Origin of the sequence: Vibrio sp. RM-41-2B (genome assembly GCF_024744415.1) — a bacterium.
In the GTDB taxonomy this organism is placed as follows: domain Bacteria; phylum Pseudomonadota; class Gammaproteobacteria; order Enterobacterales; family Vibrionaceae; genus Vibrio; species Vibrio diabolicus.
Window position 1 is genome coordinate 155,424 of the sequence record NZ_JAMQWD010000051.1, and the last position, 26,274, is coordinate 181,697.

At 44.6% G+C, this 26,274-nt stretch carries 19 protein-coding genes; 7 read left to right on the forward strand and 12 right to left on the reverse strand.

The genetic code is table 11. The annotated features are described in order from the left end of the window. The first annotated feature begins 4 nt into the window (after positions 1-4). The 3 genes from NB463_RS21115 to NB463_RS21125 all read left to right on the forward strand — a co-directional run bounded on the left by NB463_RS21115 (position 5) and on the right by NB463_RS21125 (position 5,286). Entirely contained in the window at positions 5-889 is an 885-nt protein-coding gene (locus NB463_RS21115) for an ABC transporter substrate-binding protein (protein WP_258431030.1), read from the forward strand. Further along, on the forward strand, positions 886-2,862 hold the full coding sequence (gene fhuB, locus NB463_RS21120; RefSeq protein WP_257082517.1) for a Fe(3+)-hydroxamate ABC transporter permease FhuB: 1,977 nt from the start codon (positions 886-888) through the stop codon (positions 2,860-2,862). The genes NB463_RS21115 and fhuB overlap by 4 nt, the downstream gene beginning before the upstream one ends. A 201-nt stretch (positions 2,863-3,063) precedes the next feature. Then, a complete protein-coding gene (locus NB463_RS21125) occupies positions 3,064-5,286 on the forward strand; it encodes a TonB-dependent siderophore receptor (protein WP_258431031.1) in 2,223 nt (740 codons plus the stop codon). A gap of 41 nt (positions 5,287-5,327) precedes the next feature. Here NB463_RS21125 and NB463_RS21130 read toward each other — a convergent pair whose 3' ends face one another. The 6 genes from NB463_RS21130 to NB463_RS21155 all read right to left on the reverse strand — a co-directional run bounded on the left by NB463_RS21130 (position 5,328) and on the right by NB463_RS21155 (position 13,232). After that, a complete protein-coding gene (locus NB463_RS21130) occupies positions 5,328-5,876 on the reverse strand; it encodes an MSHA operon transcriptional regulator (protein WP_005394187.1) in 549 nt (182 codons plus the stop codon). A gap of 252 nt (positions 5,877-6,128) precedes the next feature. Beyond that, positions 6,129-7,904: an ABC transporter transmembrane domain-containing protein gene (locus NB463_RS21135; RefSeq protein WP_258431032.1), complete on the reverse strand. Its 1,776-nt coding sequence runs from the start codon at positions 7,902-7,904 to the stop codon at positions 6,129-6,131. A gap of 3 nt (positions 7,905-7,907) precedes the next feature. Beyond that, entirely contained in the window at positions 7,908-9,647 is a 1,740-nt protein-coding gene (locus NB463_RS21140) for an ABC transporter transmembrane domain-containing protein (RefSeq protein WP_258431073.1), read from the reverse strand. A gap of 273 nt (positions 9,648-9,920) precedes the next feature. Further along, positions 9,921-10,433, reverse strand: a complete 513-nt coding sequence (locus tag NB463_RS21145) for a prepilin-type N-terminal cleavage/methylation domain-containing protein (protein ID WP_031780385.1) — start codon at positions 10,431-10,433, stop codon at positions 9,921-9,923. Between the two features lie 193 nt (positions 10,434-10,626). Then, positions 10,627-11,970 carry a sodium/glutamate symporter gene (locus NB463_RS21150; protein ID WP_047008748.1) on the reverse strand — a complete coding sequence of 448 codons (1,344 nt, stop codon included), beginning with the start codon at positions 11,968-11,970 and terminating at the stop codon, positions 10,627-10,629. Positions 11,971-12,545: 575 nt separating this feature from the next. Next, a complete protein-coding gene (locus NB463_RS21155) occupies positions 12,546-13,232 on the reverse strand; it encodes a DNA-3-methyladenine glycosylase I (RefSeq protein ID WP_012841859.1) in 687 nt (228 codons plus the stop codon). Between the two features lie 86 nt (positions 13,233-13,318). On the opposite strand from NB463_RS21155, the gene NB463_RS21160 reads away from it, so the two are divergent. Next, on the forward strand, positions 13,319-13,513 hold the full coding sequence (locus tag NB463_RS21160; RefSeq protein WP_005394200.1) for a hypothetical protein: 195 nt from the start codon (positions 13,319-13,321) through the stop codon (positions 13,511-13,513). 98 nt (positions 13,514-13,611) lie between these two features. On the opposite strand, the gene NB463_RS21165 is transcribed toward NB463_RS21160, so the two are convergent. The 3 genes from NB463_RS21165 to NB463_RS21175 form a co-directional block, all read right to left on the reverse strand. Next, complete coding sequence (locus tag NB463_RS21165) at positions 13,612-16,437, reverse strand: Hsp70 family protein (RefSeq protein WP_258431033.1); 2,826 nt, start codon at positions 16,435-16,437, stop codon at positions 13,612-13,614. A 61-nt stretch (positions 16,438-16,498) separates the two neighbouring features. Continuing rightward, positions 16,499-18,454, reverse strand: coding sequence for an Hsp70 family protein (locus tag NB463_RS21170; RefSeq protein ID WP_258431034.1), 1,956 nt, complete (start codon positions 18,452-18,454; stop codon positions 16,499-16,501). Continuing rightward, positions 18,454-19,086 carry a DUF2760 domain-containing protein gene (locus NB463_RS21175; RefSeq protein ID WP_005394205.1) on the reverse strand — a complete coding sequence of 211 codons (633 nt, stop codon included), beginning with the start codon at positions 19,084-19,086 and terminating at the stop codon, positions 18,454-18,456. The genes NB463_RS21170 and NB463_RS21175 overlap by 1 nt, the downstream gene beginning before the upstream one ends. A gap of 289 nt (positions 19,087-19,375) precedes the next feature. On the opposite strand from NB463_RS21175, the gene NB463_RS21180 reads away from it, so the two are divergent. Together NB463_RS21180 and NB463_RS21185 are read left to right on the forward strand one after the other, a co-directional pair. Continuing rightward, positions 19,376-20,917 (forward strand): sensor domain-containing diguanylate cyclase, encoded by a 1,542-nt coding sequence (locus NB463_RS21180; RefSeq protein ID WP_258431035.1) that lies wholly within the window; start codon positions 19,376-19,378, stop codon positions 20,915-20,917. Positions 20,918-21,000: 83 nt separating this feature from the next. Next, positions 21,001-21,531, forward strand: coding sequence for a 3'-5' exonuclease (locus tag NB463_RS21185; protein WP_005394213.1), 531 nt, complete (start codon positions 21,001-21,003; stop codon positions 21,529-21,531). Between the two features lie 251 nt (positions 21,532-21,782). Here NB463_RS21185 and NB463_RS21190 read toward each other — a convergent pair whose 3' ends face one another. The 3 genes from NB463_RS21190 to NB463_RS21200 form a co-directional block, all read right to left on the reverse strand. After that, on the reverse strand, positions 21,783-22,223 hold the full coding sequence (locus tag NB463_RS21190) for a TerB family tellurite resistance protein (protein WP_005394215.1): 441 nt from the start codon (positions 22,221-22,223) through the stop codon (positions 21,783-21,785). A gap of 190 nt (positions 22,224-22,413) precedes the next feature. Next, positions 22,414-24,354 (reverse strand): alkaline phosphatase D family protein, encoded by a 1,941-nt coding sequence (locus tag NB463_RS21195; RefSeq protein ID WP_258431036.1) that lies wholly within the window; start codon positions 24,352-24,354, stop codon positions 22,414-22,416. 9 nt (positions 24,355-24,363) lie between these two features. After that, complete coding sequence (locus NB463_RS21200) at positions 24,364-24,714, reverse strand: hypothetical protein (protein ID WP_005377676.1); 351 nt, start codon at positions 24,712-24,714, stop codon at positions 24,364-24,366. A gap of 236 nt (positions 24,715-24,950) precedes the next feature. Here NB463_RS21200 and NB463_RS21205 point away from each other — a divergent pair, with 236 nt between their 5' ends. Next, a complete protein-coding gene (locus NB463_RS21205; protein ID WP_074191483.1) occupies positions 24,951-26,255 on the forward strand; it encodes a MipA/OmpV family protein in 1,305 nt (434 codons plus the stop codon). The last annotated feature ends 19 nt before the right edge of the window (positions 26,256-26,274 follow it).

A 26,274-nucleotide genomic window follows, 5' to 3' on the forward strand; every position in this document is an offset into this window, starting at 1 on the left:
AATAATGAGCAGTACAAACACTCGACTTAAGCATTTCTCTTTCGCTCTCTCACTTAGTGCGCTTTTGGTCAGTTCCTTTCAAGCAGTAGCTGAGGCGTCACCTCGGGTGATGTCGGTTGATTGGACACAAACTGAAACGATGTTGGCGTTAGGGGTCGTGCCCGTAGGCGTCGCTCAAGGGCAAGATTACGATGCTTGGGTAAAATCGCCACCGTTACCACCTCAAACTAAGGATGTAGGGTTAAGAACTCAACCCAATATAGAGCGTATTTACGAGCTCAGACCTGACCGTATTTTTATTGCCCCGTACTTCTCCTCAATGAAGCATCGCTTAGTCGATATCGCCCCCGTTACCACGATTGACTTATATGAAAGCGGGATTACAGATTGGTCGGTACTTACTCGTTTCACTCGGAGGTTTGGTGAAGAGCTAGGAAGAGAAGCGAAAGCTGAGGCACTTATACAAAAATATGAAGAACGTTTCTCTTTATTAAAACAGCGCATAAACAAAGACCAGCCGCCGCTTTTAATGATTCAGTTTATGGATACGAAGCACGTTCGTGTTTTTGGTCAGAATAGTCTTTACTCTCAGGCTATCGAAAAGATTGGGCTGAGTAATGCGTGGAACGAAGAGACAAATAGCTGGGGCTTCAGCTTAGTCGGCATCGATAAGTTAGCAGGTATAAGAGCCCAAATTGTTATCGTTGAGCCATTGCCTCACGGTGGCGAAAAGCAGCTCTCTCAAGATCCGTTTTGGCAATACGTTGTTCAACAGTCTGGTGAGAAGGTCATGCAAGTCGCGCCTGTTTGGAGTTTTGGTTCTATGCCTTCAGCGCTTCGGTTCGCGGAGTTAGTTACGGCGAGTAAGGTCGAGGAGTTAGAACAATGAAAGCCATGCCTTTAAGCCTTGTGGTGTTACTTTCGGCATTTACCTTTTCTATTGGTGCTTTCCAATTGTATCAAGCAAGTTCATTCTCACTGGCTCTTAGCAGTTTATGGAAACCTAACTTTCAATCTATCGATTCCGTCTTACTTCACTTTAGCTGGTGGCCTCGAGTCTTCACCACGATTATATCTGGTGCTGGATTAGCGGTTGCTGGGGTATTGATGCAGCAAGTTCTGCGTAACCCTCTCGCTTCACCCACGACACTTGGTGTGGCGAGCGGTTCAAGTTTTGCTTTGATGTTAGCTACGCTATTTGCCCCTTGGATGTTGGATATAGCACCTAATTTGGTTGCTCTCATCGGCGGTGTGACATCGATGGGGTTGGTGATGCTGTTGTCATGGCGACGAGCGTTATCTCCAACGGTTGTCGTCGTTTCTGGGTTAGTGATAAACCTGTACTTTGCATCATTAAGTACGGTTATTCTGATGATGAATACCGAAAAGCTGAATGGATTAATGATATGGGGAGCGGGCTCGCTTGTTCAGAGCGGATGGGGTGATTTCTCGTATCTTGCACCTCGAATCGCACTTGCTACGGTTATCGCATTTGTGTTTGCAAAGCCGTTAAGTCTGTTAGAACTCTCCGAGCAAGGTGCCAAGAGTTTAGGTGTCTCGCTAGCCAAACTGCGCTTTGTCTGTCTTGGGCTTGCGGTACTAATCACTTCTTGGGTCGTTTCTGCAGTAGGAATCATCGGTTTCATAGGGTTAGCAGCACCAGCGATTACTCGATTGATAGGTATCAATAAAATCCAGCATAAGCTTTGGGTATCGATGCTGATTGGTGCCATGTTATTGACTTTAACCGATTTGGTTATTCAGCAACTGCCGGGGCTAATGGCGAGTTTTATACCAACGGGAGCAGCAACGGCTGCATTGGGCGCTCCGCTACTGTTATGGTTGTTACCTCGCTTATCACAAAAGACGCAGGGCCATACTCAAACAGTGTTAACTCGACACCGTCAACATGTTTACAAGCTAAACCCTAAAGCGATCTCATTGGCGTTGATCGGCACGTTAATTTCCGTTGTTCTTTTTGCCACGGTTGCTGTGCAAAATGAAGGGTGGACAAACTTATTTGCTAGCCAAAATTGGATTTTTTTGGAATGGCGCGCACCTAGATTATTTGCAGCAGCAATTGCGGGGGCAATGTTAGCGATTGCTGGAACCATGATTCAACGCCTAAGTGGAAACCCAATGGCCAGTCCAGAAGTGATCGGCATCAGTTCAGGGACAGCGATGGGGTTGATTATCGCGATGTTTACTGGGTTTGGTTCGTCAATTTTCACTCTTTCTTTAGGCGGGCTTGTAGGTGCATTAGCGACGGTATTGGTAATTGTGCTGCTAAACCGTAAATCAGGTTTTCAGCCGGAGCGTATTTTGTTGACTGGTATTGCTATTACCGCACTGATGAATGCAATACAGAGCTTTATTCTAGCCACTGGTGACCCAAGAAGTTATCAAACATTGGCTTGGTTGTCTGGGTCTACCTACTATGTTTCGGTTGAAACGTTACTCCCATTGTCTTTATCTGCGCTTGTCTTTATAGGGTTGAGTTTTCTCTGCGTAAGATGGCTAGATATTCTTCCTGTTGGCGCCGCTTCCTCTAAAGCACTTGGGATTCGCGTTGATCGTTCGCGCGCGATACTGCTGCTTTTAGTTGCTTGTCTCACGGTCAGTGCGACATTGGTTGTTGGTCCGATTAGCTTTGTTGGGTTACTGGCTCCGCATTTAGCTCGCTTATTTGGCTTTAACAAAGCGTCACAACACATGTTATGCGCCGCGATATTGGGTTCCGGCGTGATGTTGTTGGCCGATTGGTTGGGACGACAAGTTCTTTACCCGCAAGAAGTACCAACAGGGCTTATGGCGTCTCTCATTGGCGGTTTGTATCTGATGTGGGGATTACGTCGTTTGTAGATACGAGCTACGCCTCAACCAAGAAAGTAATTATACAAATAAGCACTCGCAGTGGCATTCGCAACCTATGCGAGTGCTTTATGCAAAACCTCTGGTTTGTCTTTTATGGAAACAACTGGCGATGCCGTAACTCGCTTTTCTTTCAGCGATCGCTGAAGTCATGAAGGGTTGGTTTGGCTGCCGACAAAAAAGGAGAATAATATGACTCGGCAGTTTATGCTGACACCAACGTCAATGGCGGTTGTATTAGCGTTATCAACGCCAAATGTCTTGGCTCAGGAAGATGAAAATATAGTTGTGATTGGACAGCAGCAAGACAGTGCAGTTGGTCCTGATTTTAGTTATCTTGGAGCGAAGAGTCGGGCAGCGACGAAAACTGATATTGCCATCAATGAAACCCCAAGAGCGGTATCTGTTGTTACGCGAGAACAAATGGATGATCGTGCCTCTATTAGCATTTCTGACGCGCTACAGTACACACCAAGTATTCAAACTAATTATTTCGGCGAAGATAACAAGCAAGATTGGTTTATTATTCGTGGTTTTAAACAGGCGAACAGCGGGCTGTATCAAGATGGTACCCGTTTATATTCTTCTGGTTTCTATAGTTGGCAAATAGATCCGTTTGCGTTAGAAAGGGTTGAAGTGTTACGTGGTGCAGCGTCTGTTCTTTATGGGCAAAACCCTCCTGGTGGGGTTATCAATGTCGTCAGTAAGCGACCTCAATTTGATGGAGGCTCAGGGCTTGTATCTTTGGAGTACGGTTCTGAAGACCGTAAACAACTTTCTCTTGACGTAAACTCTGAGGTGAGTGAGCAGTTAGCTTTCCGCTTTCAAGGGTTAGCGAGAAAAAATGGGACGAGAATTAGTGGGGTAGAAGCAGAGCGCATTCTTCTATCTCCATCAATGACGTACAAATTTAATGAGACGTCTGAAATTACCTTTCTAACGAGCTATCAAAAAGACGACTCAGATCCTTATCTGCAATTTTTGCCAGTTGAAGGAACGTTAACGCCAAACAAAAATGGAAAGATCAGTGATAGTTTAGCGATAGGTAATCCTAACTGGGAGACCTTTGAGCGTGAGCAGGTGTCTTTAGGCTATGAGTTTTCTCATGCGTTTAATGATACCACTTCATTTGTTCAAGCAGCTCGTTACAGTGAAATGGATGTTAAGTTGAGACAAATGTATTCGTACGTTTACTCGGCTGATGTGCCTGGTTTGGGGCCGATCTTAGATCCATCAAATGAACGCAAGACCATACTTAGGGGCGCTTCAACAGAAGATGGATCATCCGATGCTTTTAATATTGATAATCGTTTGATGCACCAAGTAAATTGGGGAAGCGTTGAGCATAACTTGATGTTGGGCTTAGATTTTCAAATGATCAGTATCGATGGTAAGGACTTTGCTAATGATCCTATCGTTGCTGATGGTAATGCACTCTTAAACACACCAATGGGAGCTTTGCCTGACCCTAGGTTTAATGTATTTAATTCCACTTATTCGGATAATATAATGTTACTCGATCCGAATACGCTACAGTCATTAAGCGAAACCGATAAGCAAAGAACGAAAATCGAGAACCGACAGCTCGGTGTCTACTTTCAAGATCATATGCTGATTAACGATAAATGGGCAATGTTATTGGGTGCGCGTTACGACGATACAAGTAACGAAGTACATAATGTTACCACGGGTGCGCGCACGAAAGTCGACAACGGAGAGTGGACGTTTAGCGTGGGAACGGCTTATATTTCTGATTCTGGCTTCACACCATACTTTAGTTACTCTCAGTACTTTGACCCAATAATTCAAGAAGATAGCAATGGTAAGCCAGCGAAACCGGAAAGCGGTGATCAATTTGAAATCGGTGTAAAATACCAACCGGATTCATTCGATGGCTATTTCAATATAGCAACGTATCGAGCAACAAAAGAAAACTTGGCTCGTATCTACTTGAGTGAATTGACGCAAATAGGAAAAATAGAAAATAACGGCGTTGAGTTTGAAGCTGTAGCCAATGTGACACCTTCTTTAACATTAATCGGAAACATAGCCTATGTTGACGCTGAGATAAAAGAAGACGTTAATAACGAATGGGTTGGCAAAACACCTTCCCAAGTGGCGAATACCGTATCATCAGCTTGGGCACATTATCGTTTCTTTGATGGACCTTTTGATGGCTTTGCGGTTGGCTTAGGTGCGCGCTATACAGGTGAGTCATACGGAGATAATGAAGAGAGACTAAAAGTACCAAGTTACTTTTTAATGGATGCGACGGTCAGCTATCGCATTGGAGATTACAAGCTACAAGTCGCAGCCAAAAATATCACTGATAAAGAGTACATAGCGACATGTGATGGTTTTTGTTGGTATGGTGATCGACAAAATTTTATTGCAAGTTTAACTTACGATTGGTGATTTAACGGATAAATAAACACCCCTAGTGTAGGGGTGTTTATTTAGAAATCGGCTTTGCGGACAAAATGTGGGTTTTTGTACTTTTTCTGCGGACCAAACGATGATACGACGAGCTTGTTCCATAACGTTTTGTCAAACTCACCCTTTGGAATCGAAGGGTAGAGGGTTTCCTCTTCTTCTCTTGCAAAGTTCATGTACTGTTTCTTCTTAATTTGATTGTACTTTTTGGCGATCTGGTTATGTTTTCTTACCCACTCCAGTTTGTAATTGTGGAGCACTTTTTCACCTTCTTCCGCACTCATTCGAGATAGGAATAATCGCTTGTACGAGACCTTTCTGTCCAACATTGTGCGCATGACGGTTTGGATATATTTACCGTGGTGCGTGACAGTAATATCTTTTTCGTCAATAGGAGTGACGCACCAGCCTTTAGGTAAAAAGTCTGGCTTCTTAAATTGCTTATTACGCTCCATTAGCGCCTGATGTAAAACTAAATCAGAGGTGCCGCGGAACGTTTTTTGCCATTTACCGATACGAATTTGAATCGAACCAGGCAAGCGATAGATGTTAGTAAACTTATCTTTGTCCATGGACTTGTGTCATGAGATTAATATGCATTTTTAGAAAGTGAAAAACAGTCTAGTGCAAAGGGCACCAGACTGAAGTACCGTACGATTTTACAACGACCTTGCGTGATATAGCGAGGGGTTATGTCAATAATAGGTAAGAAATAGAAAATTAGTTCACATTATGAAGAAATTGGAAGCTAATCAGGCTAACTTTTGAAGTTGGGCCGATTATGCCCATGCCTACCAAATAAAAAGAAGGCATGGGTATAAAAATTACACCGCTTCTTCGAGTTGCTTGGTTTCTTCTTCAATCTGCTGTAAATGTCGGTTTGCTTGCTGTAACTGATACATTTGGGCATAACGACCATTTTGTTTCAACAGTGCTTTGTGTGTACCTTTCTCTACTAACTCCCCATGATGAAGAACAATGATTTGGTCCGCATCCAAAATAGTTGAAAGTCGATGAGCGATAACGACTAGTGTCATATCTTGTCTGAGTACCGCCAAACTCTTTTGTATTAAAGCTTCTGTTCCTGAGTCAATATTGGCCGTTGCTTCATCTAATATCAATATTTTAGGTTTTACCACAAGCACACGTGCTAACGCTAAGAGCTGTTTTTGTCCAGCAGATAGATTGGTTTCACCTTGACCTAACTGCGTGTCTAGCCCATTAGGATAACGGTGAATTTGCTCTGCCAAACCTACCTTGTCTAACGCATCCCATATTTGATTATCATCAACCGCCCGACTGAGGGAGATGTTTTCTCTGACTGAAGCAGGGAGAATGTGCGGATCTTGCTGAACCATTGCCACATCTTTGCGAAGTACGTCTTTCCCTAGTGTTTTAAGTGGACGACTATCGATGAGCAGTTCACCACATTGCGTTGGATAAAAGCCCATTAACAGTGACGCTAATGTGCTTTTACCGCTTCCTGTATGCCCGACAAGCGCGATAAAGTCTTGGTGGTTGGCTCTCAACGAAATGTCTTTTAGGACGTCCTGTTTACCATCGTAGCTAAATGTGAGGTCTTTAAGTTCGATAGCACCTGACCTTAATGGCTGATGATCGTCCCCATAAGTTTGTTCTTTCACATCAATCAATTCAAACACACGTTCGCTTGATACTAACGCTTGCTGAAGTAGAGCAAGCTGCTGAGTCATTTCAATTAGTGGTTCAGTAACTCGCGCAAGATAACTGATAAATGCATACAGTACCCCCACACCAATCAACTCAATACCATTAAAACCAAAGATCGCAACCAAGCAAAGCAACGCAAGACCTGCGAGCAAATCCATTAATGGTCTTAGCAGATAGCCGTTTAGCCGAATCACTCGTTTAGATGCCACCAAGTGCTCTGCGGTTAGCTCGTTGAACTGTTTATTAAAACGCTCTTCTTGTTGCATTAATTGAATGACACTCATCCCTTGAATGGATTCACTCAGATTCGCATTTATATCAGTCAATAGGTCACGCATCTTTCGGTAGCTTTCTGTACTTAGCTGCTTAAATAAGTACATAAAGCCGATGACGATCGGTAGCAATACAAGCACAACAAGTGTGAGTTTCCAGCTCATGAAAAACATAACGCCAAGCATCACCACAATCATGACCACGTTTTTCACCACGGTCGCGATCAAGAGCTCATAAAATTGCTGTAGAGATTCCGTATCGTTGGTGATTCGCGATACCAATTTCCCCGCAGGAGTGTAATCAAACGCAGATAACGGCTGCTTAATCACGCCAGAAAATACTTGCTTACGAATCGTTTTGATCGTGTTAGCCGCGACAATGCTAAATTGCAATGACTGAAAATACTGGAATGTTGCCGATACAATCTGAAGAGCGATATAACCTACTGCTAGCGAAATCAGAACATTCTGTGAATAGTCACCTTTAGCGATGTGCTCATCAATGAAATATTGAATCAACCAAGGGCCGCCAGCGCTAGCTAACGCTGCGATAAACAGTAAAGCAAGTCCTTTAATCATTGGCTTTGGTTGAGATAATGGGTAAGACATCAACCGTTTAAACGTACTGGTCTGGTTCATTCATTATTCCTCCATCGCCTGCTCTAGTTTCTGATACTCGAACATTTCGGCGTACCATCCCTGATGCGCTAATAAAGCGCTATGTTGCCCACGTTCAGTAATGTGGCCGTGATTCAAGACAATGATCTCGTCTGCTGCTTCCAATGCGGTGAGGCGGTGTGCAATAACGATTAGGGCTTGATCACGGTAGTGTGTTTCCAAATTCTTAAGGATTTGATGTTCGGTTCGGCCATCAACAGCGGAAAGTGCATCGTCCAAAACCAACACTTGGGCATTCAACAGCATAGCGCGTGCTATCGCAATACGTTGTTTTTGCCCTCCAGAGAGAGTAATGCCTTTCTCGCCAACTTCAGTTTGATAGCCTTCAGGAAACTTTTCTATATCATCATGGATACAGGCTAACTTTGCTGCTCTATAGACTTCTTCTTTCTCTGCATTAGGGTTACCTAAGGCAATATTATCGAAGATAGATTTTGAAAATAGAAACGGGCTTTGATTAACCACGGCAAAGCGGTTGCGCCACTGAGGAAGTAGGGCATCTTTAATCTCAACATCCCCGAATGTAATTGAACCGTTTGTTAGGTCGTGCTGACGCAAAAGCAGCGTTAGCAGGGTTGATTTTCCGCTTCCGACAGGGCCAGCTACTCCCAACATTTTACCGGGTTCAAGTTCGATTTTTATTTCGGCTAAAGCTGGTGGTAAATCACTGGACCAGTGGAAAGCATCGATATCAATTTTTAATGGCAGTGGTTTATCTTCTAATGGTTTATTTCCACTGACAATCTCTGGTGTTTCATCAAAGATCTCTTGTAGGCGATTCCATGCTGCGGAGCCTCGCTCTAAAATATTAAATAAGAAAGCGAAGGCCAGCATAGGCCATATCATTAACCCTAAATACATCGTAAAGGCTGTTAGATCACCAAGCGTGATCTCTCCCTTATCGACAAGGTAAGCACCAGCAGCGACACTGAGAAGGAAAGAGAGGCCGATGGTGAGTTGGATAGCTGGATCAAATCTCGCGTCGACTCTAGCGACGGCGATATTTTTCTGACCGGTATCATCGACTACATCGTCAAAGCGCTGTTGTTCTTGATTCTCTAACCCAAAAGCTCGCAACATTCGCACGCCGTTAAGTGACTCTTGCGTCATGTCTGACATGGTAGAAAAGGCTTCCTGAGCAATGCGGAAACGTTGATGCAGTATACGGACGATAAAAAAGATGATGATTGCAAGAAACGGCATTGGAAGAAGTGCCATAACGGTGAGCTTCCAGCTAACTTGCGTTACCATGATGATTAAAACTGCAATACCCGTGATCAAGGAATCGGCTGCCGTTAAAACCCCTTCGCCGGCTGTCATTACGATGTTACGTACATCATTAGTACCACGCGCCATCAGATCACCGGTCTTATAACGTTCGAAAAATCGGGGTGGTTGTGTCGATAAGTGCCTATAGAGACGATTACGTAGAATGGTTCCGAGTTCCCAGCTTGCGCCGAAAAGCCAAATTCGCCATAAGATACGGCATCCATAAATGGCAAAGATCAGTGCAGTGAGTCCCAAGAGCCACAGAATCAGCGTATTTGTATCTAACGTGTTATCTACGACCCCATCAACGATGATACCGACCGCTTTAGGAGGAACAAGTTGTAGAGTTGATATCACAGCGAAAAGCAAAATCGATCCGACATAATGCTTCCACTTTTGTTGGAAATACCAACGTAACTGCCAGAATATTCTCATCATGCCTCCCGCTTTAAATTATTGAATTTGTTATAGAACTATTATTGAGCGAAATGATGAGTTTACAAGCACAAATTATTGGTGGTCGGAAAAACGATAGATTGTTTCGATTACGGGCGCGTGCGGTCGCGAATTACTTGTTTTCTCGCTGCAAGCTAACTATGAAACAACATTATGTGAAATAGTTGTTAATAATGGATTTTGGGGCCAGTATTCTGCTAAAAGCGATGAAAGCACCAAAAGTGCAACTGTCACTTTCACTCACTAGGGGAACTAGCAGTCGTCAGTTTGTATTTTGTAGCTGACTTGGCCACCTGGAGTTTCTGGGTAGTAAACTTCGACATAACACATATGGTCTGGACCAACAGGTTTGTTTGCAAAGCCGATAAGGAAATAGGGTTCGTCCGGGCTGTCTACCCCGTACCAAGTATTGATAGTGAGTTGAGGGTCGAAACCTGCCAACTCTTTTGCGGGAATGACATTCTTAATAAATCCAAAGTAACCAATTAGGTCGTTATTGCCGTCATTATCTAGATCAATGTTATATTGTTTGCCGCCATCTACCGTCTCTTGAGATTGAATAACGGCTTTAGTGTACACAAAGTTGTTTGCAGTCATGAGCGCTTCCCTCGCGCCATATAGTACTGCCACTCGGGCATCTTTTTGCAGACCAAGAAATTTAGGAAGGGCAATAACACTAACGACACCAAGGATAATGATGCACACAATGAGTTCAATGAGGGTAAATCCTTGAGAGCGATGCACTGCCTTTTCTCCATGAGTCATGAATAGTTTGGCGGCTATTTTGATATAAAAATGCGTAGGTCAAGTATTAAAAAAGGATGGGAAGTGGTGACCAAGCTTGCAGATCTTAAATATAAAACAAGTTGCTTATTTGTTGCATGCTGTTAGGAGGCGGCTATCGAATAAGGGGAGAGAGTTAAATTCGGGAGGATAAAATACCTCCCGAAATGAGCAATTAAGACTCGTTTGCGACGGCTTGACCGCTGCGCTTAAACACAAATCGCCAAATAAATAAGACAACGGCAATATAGGTTAGACCAACACCTAAAGCTTGCCAGTGCATGCCGTTATACATTGCGATTGGCATAAGCGAGATGATGAAAATGTCCGTAATTGAGCCTGGAACATAAGCGATAGCATAGTCGTCTAACACTTTACTGCGCATTTTGGGGTCGACAATGCGTAATAACGCGATACCCATAGCGACTGTACCTGTTAACCATCCCCAAGAGAAAATGCCTTTCTCAAACCAGTCATCTCCCATGATGCGAGGTGCAACCCAAAAGATAAGCCATAGCGTGAACGCGATACCACCAATTGCGAGCACTACCATTGGCATTAAATACTGCGCTAGAACCGTGATCTTAATCGCTGAGATACCAAAGATGATCAGGTAATCCGTACTAATACCCGCTGCGTGTTTGAATGCGCCGTCACATAGGTAATGAGATGCCTTGGTTTGCTTAGCGATAATTCGAACTAACATACCGCCTAGAAAGCCAGTAACGAAAGTCGGAATTTGTACCTTATCGTGGAAAGAAGATAAGTAGTTGGCTGCTACATAAGAGAAAGCGGTTACCACTACAACCAGCGCCGCGTGAATCGCGAAAGAATCGACTGACAATGATGACATCGTATCTTTCATCACAGGTTCTTGATCGTCAGGTTTCACTAAGCCTTTGCGTTCGTGTTCGTCCATGCTGTCGAATGTCGTAAAGCTACGAATCCAGCCCATTTTCAACGCAAACTGAAGCATTAACATGCCCACAGAGATTGAAATAAAGATCCCAACTGTGGCGAACGTTAAACCGAGCGTGAAGCCATCTTCCCAACCAAGTCCCGTGAAGATTTCACCGACTACAGATGCTGAACCATGTCCGCCCATGAATCCAGCGGACATGGTTACGCCAAACCCAGGATTAATCTCAGGCCAAAAGAAGGTGGTAAGTACTAAACCAAACATTGCTGCAAACAGCCATTGCGACACGGATGCAATTTGGTTAAACGCCCACAATGAGCCTGCTCGTTGAGCAACCACTTTTGGTGACGGGACATCTGTTGCTAAACCCAACGCAGAAAAAAGTGCAGCAGTTAAGAGGCTTGCGTTTGCGGTAAAGGTATCTGTCCAAGGTAATACGTTAAGCAGAGCTGGGCCAAAAATAAGACCAAATAACCCAGCCAATACAGCTGATGGAATGTACATGCGTTGTAGTAAAGGCATATGTACACGAATTACTTTTGCTGCAATTAATAGTAAGCCAGCGATGGCTAAGTCAGTCAGCATTAGACCTTTTGGCATTTCTTGTCCTCCAGTAAATGCGTTCAAGGGGCTCATCCTTTTAACCAGCCTTGATGTAATAAATAACTTCCAGCACAAAACCACGAAAATAGTCACTCATGTGACATCGCGTCATGGTTGTTCTAGTCAGCACTCTATTGCGCTGTCGAATTTGTATTAACGGATCTGTTGATCCTTAAATCTATAAAGTGAGTGCAATTGTTGTGAGTGCTCACGAAGTGTTGAGAAATTTGAATAAATTCCTCGATCAAGTTTCTGATAGTTCACTCAGGAAGGGCGTGTATCCTAGTCAGTTTGTCAGCGCAATGCAATTGAGCGTCATCAATATTTAGTGCCTAAAAACTGGGCACTTGTAATTAAATATTTGATAAATAAAAATATTGAACAAGAAAAATAATTTGTCGATATGATAACTTTTTGTGATTTGAAGGGGGATTTTGCCACTTTAAGGAGGGATTTTTTGGAGGAATCGAGAAAGTAGTAATATCAGTAAGAGCTAAAGTAGAGTAATTCGTGCAAATATCATGCGTTATAGGGGGGCCGGAATTTCGCCCCCAGAGCTACAAAGTGCTTGTTTAAATTCGGTTGTCACCAGTACTAAACGCGATAATTTGACTGATTTCGGTCAAGCTTCTTCCACTTTCTTGCTGCCACTGAATAAAGGCTTTATTAGCAGAGTCCAAGGACTTTTTCGTGTCTTTGCCGCCTTCAATGATCTTGCAGTTGCGTAAATAAGCTTCGACATCGTTAGACAGAATAAAAGTGTCCACGCCCATTTGGCGTAAAGTGTAAGGGCCTGTATTTCCCCCCAAACGACTACCATGCTTCTTCAAGTAGCCCCATAGATCCGTGATCTTTTCCCGAGGCCATTCAGCAATCATGTTACTGAACGAGCCATATTCGATTCTTGCTTCGTGGATCATGCGAGCGTTGGCCGGAATCGACATGACTTTTGTGAGGTGGCGAATAATGCGTTTGTCCGTTGCTTTGGTTTCCCATTGTTCGTCAGACAGCATCAATAGCGGCTCAATCTTAAATCCGAAGAACACTTCTTCGAAGTTCGGCCACTTATTGCGAACCACGCTCCACGAAATCCCACTTTGGAACACCTTCATCGAAAAAGCGGCGAGCCAACGGTCATCGGGAATCGCTGCTAATTCCTCTTTACTTAATGGGTGAGACAATAGCGCTTCAAGCTGATCTTCTCCGCCTTTTCGCTCAGCAGCACGTTGATAAATCGCGTCAAATTTTTCGATACTCATAAAAGAAGTTAGTCCTAGTTTATGTCGATATTTGCGAAACATACTACGCTTAAGTGGCTGAATCGTAAATTGATGGAGTGTCACAAATGAAGAAGGTCACATTAACGTTTGTCGGGGAAGGTTCGGAGCGTATCGCGGATAAATTTTATACTTGGCTGGCTGATGGCGGATTAGAAGACAGCTTAATTGAGACTCTATCGGACAGAGAAGTGTCGGTGGTCGGTATTAGTGATATGGATAACGAAACGCGTGATGTAGTAATTACGACAGAAATGAATTAGCGCGTTGTACACGACCAAAACCAAAAGAATGCGATACAACAAAGCCCTTCGTCGGAAGGGCTTTGTACGTCTAACTCGTGTTCTTGTGTAGAGTGGATTTAATGATGAACCAGCGTTAAACCGCTTGGTAAAGCATCACCGAAGACACGTTTTGACTCACTTTCTGAGAGCTCTTTCACTTCTTCAACCAGTGATACCCAAGATTCAGGCACCTTGCTTTGCTTCAACTTAACCAAGACCTGCTCACGGTAGTCGTCAGAGATATCGAATAGTCGGTCTCCCGTCTTACGACAAATCATTACGGCTGCGAAAGCGATCATTGGTTCTTTCTGCCAGTTTTGTTCCAGTAATTTAGGTAGCCACTGTTCCGCTTGTTCACGAGGAATGACGTTGTGCTGGCTGCCATAAAGTGGCGTTCGCGATGCCAAGCGTCCCAATGCCCACCAGTGCGCTTGTTCAAACTGGTTTTGGTTGATGGCTTTGCTCAAGAACCACGTTGCCAATAGAACTTTGTCTTCGACTTCTAGGTGTTCAAGCGACGCCGCCAATCGAACCATGGATTCATAACCCATGTCTTGTGCCGCTTTAGCTGACTGTGGGTTTTTCATCGCGCCAGGGTGTAGGTATTTCGCAATGTCCGCCAAGATGGTCTCTTGCTGCTCTTGGCTTAAACCACCGGCAATACGACGCCAGAATACCCACCAGTCTGTCCAGCCTTGATGGTTTTTGAACTGAATGTTTTGTTGGTAGAGGCCCCAAACTTGCTCAATGCGCCAAGAGTCTGTTGGATCGCCAAAGCCTGGACGCAGTGCAAAACCTGCCAAACGAAGCCAGTTTTTCTCGTGCTGTTCAGAACGACGGCGACGCTTACGACCTTGTGAAAAAGTATCGAAAAGTTGACGGAGTGTGGTGAAGTCCCATTCGTCACGTTTGCCGAGCTTCTTCTCAAGGTCTTTGGCTAAGGTTTTGATCTCTTTGCCTTCTGCGCTTTTCTTGTTGCCGCTGTAAAGGCGAGCGATCAGCTCCTTACATTCGTTCAACTTAGGGTGAAGTTTAACTTGTTCACTGTCGTCGGTTTGCTTGTTACGAACTTCGAATTCCAGCTCCCAACGTTTGTTGTCGTCTTCTGCACTGACACACTCCATCTTAAGAGTGCCAACTTCTGTTAGTTGACAAGCCAATTGCACTTCGACACGTTCTTTCTGGTTAGCTTGTAACTCTGCGCCTTCACCTTCAAGTGTCGTGATGTAAGGCGGTAGCGGAGCAAACAAGTCTGGGTCAACATCAACCATCACGCCATTTTGAATGGCGGTGTTATTGGTTAAGGTATCGTGGGTAGAAGTCAGCAGGTTAAAGCGGACTGGCTCTCCAAGAGTGAGCGAGAAACGACGACCGCTTAAACGGATCTCATGGCCTTCTTCTGTTCCTTTTGCAAGTAAACAGAGGGCTTTACCCATTTTGTTTTTTTCTTGAAGATGCAAGAAGTAAGAACGCGCTGCACCACCACCAATTTTCAGTTGTGCGCCACGACGCGCTTTACCAAATGCTACAGCACCTAATGCAACAGACCAATCTGGATGTGGGTTATCTAATACCGTAACTGGTGCGCCGCGCCAGTCAGAAAGTAGGGCGGTGACACGTTCAGTCACCAGATCACTGTTAAACACGCCTCCGTTCAACAACACGCCAACTGGAATCGCGTTTTGTTTATCGTCTTCAATGCCAAGAGCGGCACGAGCGACTTGCTGGTGCTGAGTTAAGAACTCGGCAACGTGCTTGCTCACCGCTGGGTCAGCAACGTATGGAAGGCCAAACTCGACAACCGCGCTACGACGTTTGTCTGGTACGTCACTGAAATCAGAAAGCGGGAAGAAGCCATCTAATGCGATTTGGTGCACTTCTTGTTTGCTTAGAGCAATACTCTTTGTGCCCCCAAGTAGCTTAGAGCCGCTACCTAACATGGTGATCTTCACTTCGTCAGGTGCGCTCGCTGAAAGCAGGTTCTCTTTCGCTTTACGCGTTTGCTGAATCAGTTTAGTCAGGCTTGCTGCAGTGAGCTTCTTACTTTGTTCCCCTTTATTCTGAGAAAGGCGGCTTTCCGCAAGGTGCGCTAATGCTAGGTCGAGGTTGTCACCACCCAGCATCAAGTGCTCGCCAACGCCAATACGATCAAGTGCTAGCTGATCTTGAGAAGAGAAACTTGCTTCAATCAAGCTTAAGTCGGTGGTACCACCGCCCACATCGCACACCAGAATCAGCGGTAACCCTTTGAGCTCATCAGCTGCGGTTTTCTGATGGCGTGCGTACCAGTCGTAACATACGGCTTGTGGCTCTTCGAGCAGGACGATTTTCTTTAAACCTGCCAACTCTGCGGCTTCAAGCGTGAGCTTACGAGCGGTTTCATCGAACGACGCTGGAACGGTCACAACCACATCTTGGTCTTCTAGCTTGTTACTAGGATGTCGGTAGTTCCATGCTTGACGAATGTGGTTAAGGTAGCTTGCGCTGGCAATGACGGGCGAGACTTTATCTACGTCTTGCGCGCCAGCCCAAGGGAGAATGTCTGAGCTACGATTTACCGCTTGGTGCGATAGCCAGCTTTTTGCACTGGATACCTGACGTCCTTCCACCTTCGCGCCTAATTCACGAGCCCATTCACCAACGATGACATTGTTAATGTCGCCAGCAACAGGTTCGTTGTCCCAAGGAAGAGTGAGGTCAGAAGGGGAGATTTGACCTACAGCTGGATGATAACGGAAAGAGGGCAGAAGTGGTTTACGAACGACTTCGCCCGGACCAATCAGTTGGTCTATGTCAAATAGGGATACTTCGGATTGTTCAAGGTTGTCGGTGATTTCACAGTAGGCCACCACAGTGTTTGTGGTGCCGAGGTCAATACCAACAAGGAAACGAGGAGATGCCATACAAAACCAAACCTTCGTGTATTTAAAAACGGCACCCGATTGGATGCCGTTTGACTTCTAATTATTGTTCTTCGTTTGAGTCACTTTTCGCGTCTTCGCGCACATCGAACTCAACATGCCATTTTTGCCCGTTATCAGCGGCAATGGCTTCTAAGTAAAGCGTACCAAGCTCTGTTACGCGAGAAGCTAGGGTAACTGGAACCACTTCACCTTCACGACGACCTTCAGATACAGGCAGCGTTACTTGGATTTCTGGTAGCTCTTCAAGCTCTTCTGGTGCCCAGTAGTCAAGGTGAGTACCTGCTAGGTCGTCACGACGAACGGTTGAGCCGAAGAATTGGAAGTTAACTGGCTGGCCGATGATCAAACCAAACTCTTGGCTTGGTACGTCAACGCTTGAGCCTTCTTCCATACCAAATGGTGCTACACACAGTGCTTCCATTGGAGGCGCCATGCCCGGAATCGCAGGCATCGCACTTTCGATACCCACGTAGTACGCCGAAGCAATACCGCCGCGGATACGAACGCCTTGACCACGACGCACAGAGCCGTAGTAAGCCGCACCGCTAGCAACTGCAAGGTCTAGATCCACACCTGTTAGGCGTTTCGCCATTTCTGCGTCTGCTTCAATTAGCCATTCGTTGACCGTGTCTTCTAGACGAGTGGCTAGAAGTTTTGATTTCAGCACACCACCGTTGAATAGGATTGCTGTTGGCTTGATGAAGTCAGCCGATTGCGCTGCATCCGCGCCTGGCATACCTGGCATGTTTGCAAATGGGTTGAAATCTTGAGCTTGCGCTGATTCACCACCGCTTTGCGCGTGTGCTTGCTTAGACAAGAACGCTGCAATGTGACGAGTAATACCCGCATCTTGTGCGTAAGGCAGACCCATTTGCGTTAGTGCGCCACGGTTACGTTGAACAGGGTGGTCCGTAATCGAAACTTGAGGGAAAAAGCCGTCAACCAATGTTTGTTGTACTTCTTCTTGAGTCAGTTCTGTCTTCAACGTTGCGCCAAGCAGTTTAGAACCGCGGCTTGGTACCACGATTGGCACTGACTGCAGCTCGCTGTCGTTCAATAGCGCTTCTTTCGCATCGCGACATGCGTGCGTCATCGCCTGAACTTGCCATGGCTGTAGCTCTTTGCCTTCTTGCGCTAGCTTCATCTTCAAGCGGTACGCAAGTGCAAGGTCCATGTTGTCACCGCCAAGTAGGATGTGTTCACCTACCGCGATGCGGTTCAAAGTTAGGTTGCCGTCGTCTTCAGTTACTTCAACCAAAGAAAGGTCAGTTGTACCACCACCGATATCGACCACAAGCACGATGTCGCCAACTTCAACTTCGTCGCGCCATTTGTCGTTGCTGTTATCAATCCAGTTGTAAAGTGCTGCTTGTGGCTCTTCTAGAAGCGTTAGGTGCACAAAACCAACGTTGCGTGCTGCTTCTGCAGTTAGATCACGAGCCGCAGGATCGAAAGAAGCCGGAACCGTAATGGTAACGTCTTGATCGGCAAGGTTGTGATTTGGGTTCGCGTGATTCCAAGCATCTTTTAGGTGCTCTAGGTAAAGCTCTGTCGCGCGAAGAGGGGATACTTTTTCCACTTCCTCAGGGCTACCTGCTGGCAGGAAGGAATCACGACGATTCACACCTGCATGGCAAAGCCAAGATTTCGCACTTGCAACAAGGCGAATCGGTGTTTTTGAACCTAGGTTACGCGCGATAGCACCAACCAGTGCTTTTGGCTCACTCGACCACGGAAGAACGCGTGATTGCGGGTTCATTTCGTGTTCGTGTGGTTGGTATAGGAAAGAGCCTAATTGGCTGCGAGTCTCTACCGTACCCGGCGCAGTCAGCTGTGGGATAGGCATTACTTCAACGCGAGCATCTTCGTCGTGCGTATCAACAAAAGACATCACGCAGTGTGTGGTACCTAAGTCGATACCGACGCTGAATTTAGGCGTCTGTTGAGTTTCAACAGACGCTTCTTGAGAATGATTTTCTTGGTTCATGTGTTCCATTACAGCTCAACCTCGGCTGGAGCAATCACAGATGCATCGTAGTTTTCTGCCAGCTTAGGAAGGTTCATCGATGTTGCCTTCCAGCCTTTGTGCACTAACGTGCCTTGGAATGGCGCGCTGCCTGTCACGTTGCCAGTAAGGCGGATTTCTTGTGGGTTGAAGCCTTCTTCAACCGTAATACGAGTTTCTTCGTCTTCGTTGCGAACGTGCGCAAGTGTTACGTAATCGTTCAATACTTTCTGGCCACCAGTATGAATTACGCGAGCTGCTGCGCCTACTTCTTCATCAGAGAATGACGTTAGGTCTTCTTGTAGGAAGTCGATCAGACGAGCTTCTTGCTGCATGATAGAAAGCAGCTGCATTGCAGAGTCTGTTGATGCTGTTGCAAGTTTCGATTCAACTTCAACTACTTTTTCTACGACCTTCTCAACTTCAACGACTTTTTCTACTTCGACGATCTTCTCAACTGGCTTCTCAACTTCGACGATTTTCTCGACCGGTTTTTCTACGACTTTCTCAACCACTTTTGATTTGCGAGAGACCGCGACTAAAAGAAGCAAAACGCTCGATGCGGTTAGGCCAGCGTGAAGCATATCGAACGTTTGAGGAATTAGGTTCAAATCAATGTTCATGACGTTTTTTCTCTTTCTATTGATTATTGGTGCTCAGTATTGGCTCATATGTGTTCACTAAAACGATCGTCTTTGCGATCTTGCACCAAGTTTAGACATTAAAATGATGACGGATGGTAGCATATTCAAGGTTTAAGGCTGTAATAATTCGTGACTATACCGTACGAACAGCGTGAAAAATCGACGATCGGACTGCCCAGCATAGGTTGTTGCTTGATGTTTGTGCGTTGCTAACGCAGTATTTCAATAGATCCCGAAGTTTAACTTACGGAAGTATCAAAATTACGATATGACACAAAACACCGCTCACAAGAGCGTTATCAAACGACATTCAGACTCTATTTTAGCTTTTGCAGCGACGTTGTGTGTCACTGCTGGTGTGGTCGGTGCTGCTTATACGATGCAGCAACGCTATACGCAGACGACGTTTGATACTTTAGCTGACCGACAAGCAGAATCACTGAAAGCGAACGTCGAAAATGATTTAAAGTTTATTGGTGCAGGTGCAAACTTTTTTCATTCGATTGAACGCACCTATTGGTCTTCGTTCCCAATGTATGCGGAACAAGTAATCAATAGCTCGCGAAGTCTAATTGGACTTCAATGGATGCAAAAGGTCGAATTCGACGACCTTGATGAGCATATTTTAAAGACCCGTCAAACATTTCCTGATTTCCAACCGTTTACCGTTCCTAAAGATGGCCCTAAAACCTACGGATACATTTTTGAACACAAAGAGCCAATTTTTATCGCATCGGATATTTATCCAAGAACACCAGAAAACCTTTCTCTATTAGGTTTCTATTTTTCACGTAAACGCTTCGATCTCATCTTGGATGATATATCCACAAATGGGCGAGCGAATGTCTCGGATAAAGTTCGCTTATTGCAAGATGGGTATGACAAGTCCATTCCTAAAACAGGGCTGCTAGTGTTCCATCCAGTGTTTGACTTCGAGGATAAACATTTATTAGGTGTAGTGACAGGGGTGATTCGAAGTACGGTTTACTTTGAGGATTTGATCACGAAAACCGCGACCGAGCTAGATATGTCGGTGCGCGTAGAAGATTTAGGCTTTGACGCAGCAGATGACCCCGTTCTCTTCCAAAGTTCAAACTGGGACAACATTCGAGGAACGGTTATAAGCCGTACCATTCAACTGCCTAATCGTGAGTGGCGGATTGATTTTAAACTTTCTGATGCCGTCTCTGCTTGGGAGCGTTCTATTTTAGCGGGCACGACATTAGCCGGGTTGGTAATCGCCTTTTTGATTAGTTGGATTGTGAATTTACAGTCACGAGAAAAAGAGCGCTTGGCGGTCATGTTAGAGCTTAAAACCGTCGAATTAAAAAGGATGGCTGAGCGTGACCCTCTAACTCAGTTACTCAATCGCCGAGCGTTTAACGATCACTTGCTTAGCCAGATAAATAAAGGTGTTAGCTTCGCATTGGTTGGTTTTGATATCGACCACTTCAAAATTATCAATGACAAGCACGGTCATTTAGGGGGAGATGAAGCATTGCAGCATGTGACTAAGCTAGTCAGTGCGAATCTAAAGCCTGGAGACCGGTTTTATCGTGCTGGTGGTGATGAGTTCTGTATTATTTCTAAAGTCATTGATAAAGAAGCACTGGAAGCTTATCTGGAAAAGTTGCGGAGCATCGTGGCAAATACGGCTTTTGACTATGGCGATGCTTCAATCATTTGCACGTTAAGTATCGGCGCGGCTGTCCATAAAGATGAAGATCCTGAAAGCTTGTATCACAAAATGGATAATCAACTTTATTTGAGTAAAAAAAACGGTCGTAATAATGTGTCGATTGGCGATTAAATGGGCGCGCAAATTCGAGTTTTACACCGTGTTACGGTAGAATCCCACGCTTTAAAATTTTATGTTAGGAATCAAGACAAACTATGAACCATAACCGTATTGTATGCTTCGATTTAGAAATGTGTTGCTGGAACGAAAATGGCGTCGGCAGCACGGGTGAAATTATCGAAGTTGGGTTGGCTGAAATAGATTTGTCTAGAGGCGAGATAGTCAAGCGAGCTCAATACTACGTAAAACCTGAACATGATGAAGTTTCGCTGTTTTGTGCCGAGCTAACAGGTATTACGCCACGTAAAATTGAAAAACAAGGACGCCCATTAGAAGAAGTGCTTAAATCCATGGTTAAGAACTTCGGTGGTCGTAACAAGATTTATGCATCATGGGGCCGAGATGACCTCATCCTGCTTGAAGAGTGTAAGCAAAAAGGTATTGAAGCGCCATTTACGGAGTTCATCAACTTAGCAACGCTTTATCGCATTCAAAATCGTCTTAAGGATAAACGTATTGGTCACCGAGCCGCTCAAGAAGCAAAAGGCATTGATTGGGAAGGGCGCCAACATTCTGGTTATGTGGATGCGTACAATTTAGCTAAGCTCGCTCTGACTATGCTTTAATGGTCCGCTATAGATAGGCAAACTTGTAATCAAATCGTCATTCAACCATTGTCGTTTTGTCATGGAATCTGTTTAGTGTTGAGTTCGTCAAACACATTCATATCTTGACCAGTATTTTAATAACAATGTCGTTGGCTTATCGAAAAACGCGCGTAATGCGCGTTTTTTTATGGCTATAGAACTCAATCTTCGCCATCATTTCACGGTAGACTTGAAATAGCTTGCGCGACTTACATGTTTACCTTGTTTCCTTACTGAGATTGCAACTTTGCTCGAATGAACTCACTGTGATCAACGTAGAGTAGTTCTGCTGTTTTGCGGATCACTGCATCTTCTAGTGGATCAATTTCGCCATCGGCATACGCCACTTCCCACATGCTTTTGATTAAGTTGTAGCGTGTTTCTTGAGTCAATTCTCTCAGTTGAGAAGTAAAATCGTACAGAGACGCGGAGTCTTTTATTTTCTGTTGCGCTTGCTCTAACAAAGCATTTGATTCTTCTTCATTTAATGACAGAAGCTTCATCAATAATGAACGCTTTGTTTCTTGCTCTTTATCATCGACGTTATGGTCTGCGCCAGATACTTCACACAGCAAGCACGCGATAGCCATATTCGGAGAGAGTGTGTTGGTTTGACTTAAATCAGAGCCTTCAATGAGCTGTTTAAATAATGAGGTAAGAGAGTTAAACATATTGAACACCGAGCTATTGTTTATTTGGTTAACATGGTCATAAATACGGTAGATCTCAAGGTGTGGTATCAAATTTAGCACGCCGTTGACAGTCAAGAGCTTTGCTCATCTACCCAAATCCCTCGTACTTTTTAGTTCAGTCAAAAATGACTTGTCTTCAAGAAAGGGCAAGTCATTTTGGGAGCGAGATTTAGCCTTCTGCACGAGTTGGTGGAAAATGTACCTCTTCGCCATCGCTCGTTAGAATGCTAATTTGGCTCGGCTTTCCTTCGTCATCAAGACGCAGCTCACCAATGGCGCTGTGGTTAACTAAGCGATAAAAATTGTGCGAACTTGGTGCGCGTTTGTAGATCTTTAGCCGCTTACGTTTTGTGAACCAGTTTAAAGGCGAACGAGGGCTATATAGAAGCCTATCTAGACCATCACAAATATTGAGCAATTGGGTTGGGAACTGATTTTTAATCCCGCTACAGGTGATTTGATAGATATTCGGACTATTTTTTCGGTAGCGAAGTTTAATGTCGTATGCAAAAGAGTAGTGCACGTCGCCAGAGAGAATAACGAAATTGGTCGGCGTCTTAGTATGTGTAAAAATACTAATAAGCGTATTCGCACTTCCGGGGTGCGCCATCCAGTTTTCAGCATCGACCATTAATGGTTTACCAAGCATCGTTACTACTCGCTGCAGTGCTTCGATAAATTTCACTCCGAACATCGGCGCGGCAGAAACAATGATAACTTTGTCTTGATGAACAAGTTCTTGGTGGAACTCAATCATTGCTTCCCAGTCCATTAACCCAGAGGGCTTGTTCATTTTAGACTCAGAACGCCAGCGTCTGGTTCGCGTATCTAGCACGACAACTTTTGGCGTCGTCGGAATGGTGTAATGCCAATTCTCAAAGCGATACAAATATTGAATAAATGCATCTTGAGTTTGTGAGGAACGCTCGTTGAAAAAGCGTTGAGCGATACTCATAAACCCATCATTGAATTTTTCTGGCGCGTTTCCCCACCCTTGGCAGAGCCAGTAGGCAATCAGGCTGTTGCCTATAATACGTTTTGCAAAGGCGTTGCTGTACGCGGCTTGTTCCCAGCCTATGGTAAGGTTCCAATCGTCGGTGACATCGTGATCATCAAAGATCATGTAGGTTGGAATGTGAGCAAGTAGGCGTTGAACATTATCTAGACCTGAGACGAATTTATCTATTTGAGCTTTTTCTTCTCGCCATTGCTGTTGCCATTTGGGGTCGAGAGTTGCTCCGCCGACAGTAAACTCATTTTCTAATAAGCGATCTGTCCGAATAAGCTTCCATAAGGTCGGAGACCAAACCAATAAGTACATTGCAAAGCATTCGGCAAAGCTTATTAGATGGTTTTCACACTCTTTGGCGCTGAATATTGGCGTCCCTCTGTGCGGGAAAAACGTACTCAGTAAACTGCCATCATTCACATAATGAGGCAACAATTTGTCCCGACCATAATAACAAGCTGAGTGCTGGTAGAGGGCATTGGTATTTTTTATCGGCGCTTGCTCGAATTCTTCGCCCGGTAAACCGAGTAGGGCAATGACTTGTTCGATGGCGTCCAGAGTAGGGCCTGCAACATGGTCTGCGTAGATTTGGTCACCACTCATGATGAGCATATCTGGTCTTTCTTCGATGGTTTGAGATGCGATTTTATGATCCGCAGCGACCAATGTATCTTTACTGAAGTGGTGGGGATTCCGACACGAGCCATGCAGAACATAATCTGCTTTTTCGCTGATTAGGAACTCAACGCCCAAATTTGGACAGTTATCTCGTTCATAAGTCAGATGAGGAAGCAGTTCCGTTACGGAGCCGTGTTGCGTTTGTATTTGATAGTGTAACGTTTGATGGGTCGGAAACTCGCCCTTTAATTGCAACAAACAGCACCACGCATTGAGACCGATTTGAAGCTGTTCTTTTTGCTCACTTAAGGGGGCTTGATGAAGGACGGAGGCGTTTTCATCCGTAATTTGCACCATACCCTCCAAGCGTTGGGTGGTGACTAGCCAAATATTGATTTCAGTTGCGGTCACTTTGCGCAAAATCGGACCTGCAACGATAAGAGGAAGTGAAGATGTTTCAGTTGTATTCATCAATGCTGGCAAAACGGCTCCTTATGTGTCAGCTTCTTCTTCTAATATTTCGATAACTTGTGAACTGCTAAGTTCATGTCCCATAAGGAATAAACCTAGCATGGCATCGGCTTTTGACGCGTTATCACTGTCTTCATCCAAAATCTGCTGAAGTCGCGTTCTGATTAGATCTATTTCGTGCTCGACGAAGCCGCGTCCCTCTTCGTCTCCCTGACCATCTTCTGGAGCATTATCAAAGTGCAAAAATAACATGTCACCATCAAGTTGAGTCCCTATCAACCTTTCAGGCAGCCATGCTTCTCCCATCACAATGTCTGGGTCCGTGTCTGCGGGTAAATGATTCAAGGTAGAGATGAGTTCTGATGCTTTCACTTTTTACTTCATTATGTTTGATTTAGAACTAAGCTAGAGTTTTAAGAGCTTGTTACGATAGTAAAATATTCACAAATAAGCTCATCTAGTCGTGCAATATTAATATAATCTTGGGACTCAAACTGTCACGAGGATGACAACATTTGTCATTGTAACGGCTATCATCAGAAGAACATAAGCTTTAAATGGCAAATCATTGATGTTTGCCTGCTTCTCAACCAACATTTTTCGAACTCATGAAGAGATTAATTCTAACAACACTCACTTTGCCTTTAGCTGCGATGGCTTCTTCTGCGTATGGTGTAGAAGAGCAAACGTGGGGAATTGCAGCGATGTATCGCACCGCATCGATCCCGTTTTATACCGCCGATAATGACTCGACGGTGAGTACATTTGTACCAATGATGTTCTTTGAAAACGAGCATTTGTATATCAATGGCATTGAAGGCGGCGTTTTTCTGTATGACGAGAGTGATTCTGACTGGCGCGCGAGTGCGATTATGCGATTGAGATTTGTTGATATTCCCATGTCGCTACAAAATGCCAATGAAGGGGACAGAGTCGACTTTGGTGGTCAAGTTCGTTATAGCATTAACGACAACTGGCGCGCAGAAGTAGAATTAATGACGGACGATGAGCTCCAGTTTCACTCTAATTATCGCCTTGCCGCTAATTATGCGTTTGGTGATTGGGAGTTAGAGCCATCTATCACGATTCGATACAAAGACGCTGACTTCAACAGTGAATATTATGCGTTTAAAGATGTTACTGGGGAAAGAATTGGAGCAGGACTTGATGCCAACCTCGGCATCAAAGCGCGTTATCATGTGACTTCCAACTTGTATTTATTGGGGGAGACGAGTGTCACTCGCTTAGATGATAATGCCTACAACAGCCAGCTTGTAGAGGACCGATATCAAGGTGAAGTGTTTGTCGGTTTTGGCTTTTTCAACGATAAAGGCAAAGCTCCGAAATCAACACTGAGCAATAAACCATACCTACGTATCGCGCATGGTTGGGCGACGCCTTCAAATATTGGTGAAATATTTAGCTTTGAGAGAGAAAAAGACCCATACGACAATCAACTTACTTCATTATTTTATGGGCACCCGCTAACGGACGAGTTGTTTGGCTTTCCTCTTGATATTTATTTAACGCCAGGTTTGGTTCATCACTGGTCGTCCAGTGTTCAGTCCGCGAGCACAGAATACGTGATGGCGATTAAGGCTTATTATACAGTTAATTGGCCAACGACTTGGCGATTTGGTGTTGCGGAAGGTATGTCATACGTCGACAACATTACCTACATCGAAGGAACCGAAATGGAAGACAAGGGTTATACACCAAGTAAGCTACTGAACTACTTAGACTTCTCGTTTGATGTAAATATAGGTGACTTATTCAACCAAAAAAACTGGGAAAATATGTGGGTGGGTTATTCATTGCATCACCGCTCAGCAATTTTCGAAAGTGCGTCCCAGTTTGGGCGCATTAAAGGCGGGAGCAACTACAATACCATTTACTTCCAGTTCGAGTTTTAGAGCATCGTAAGATGCATAT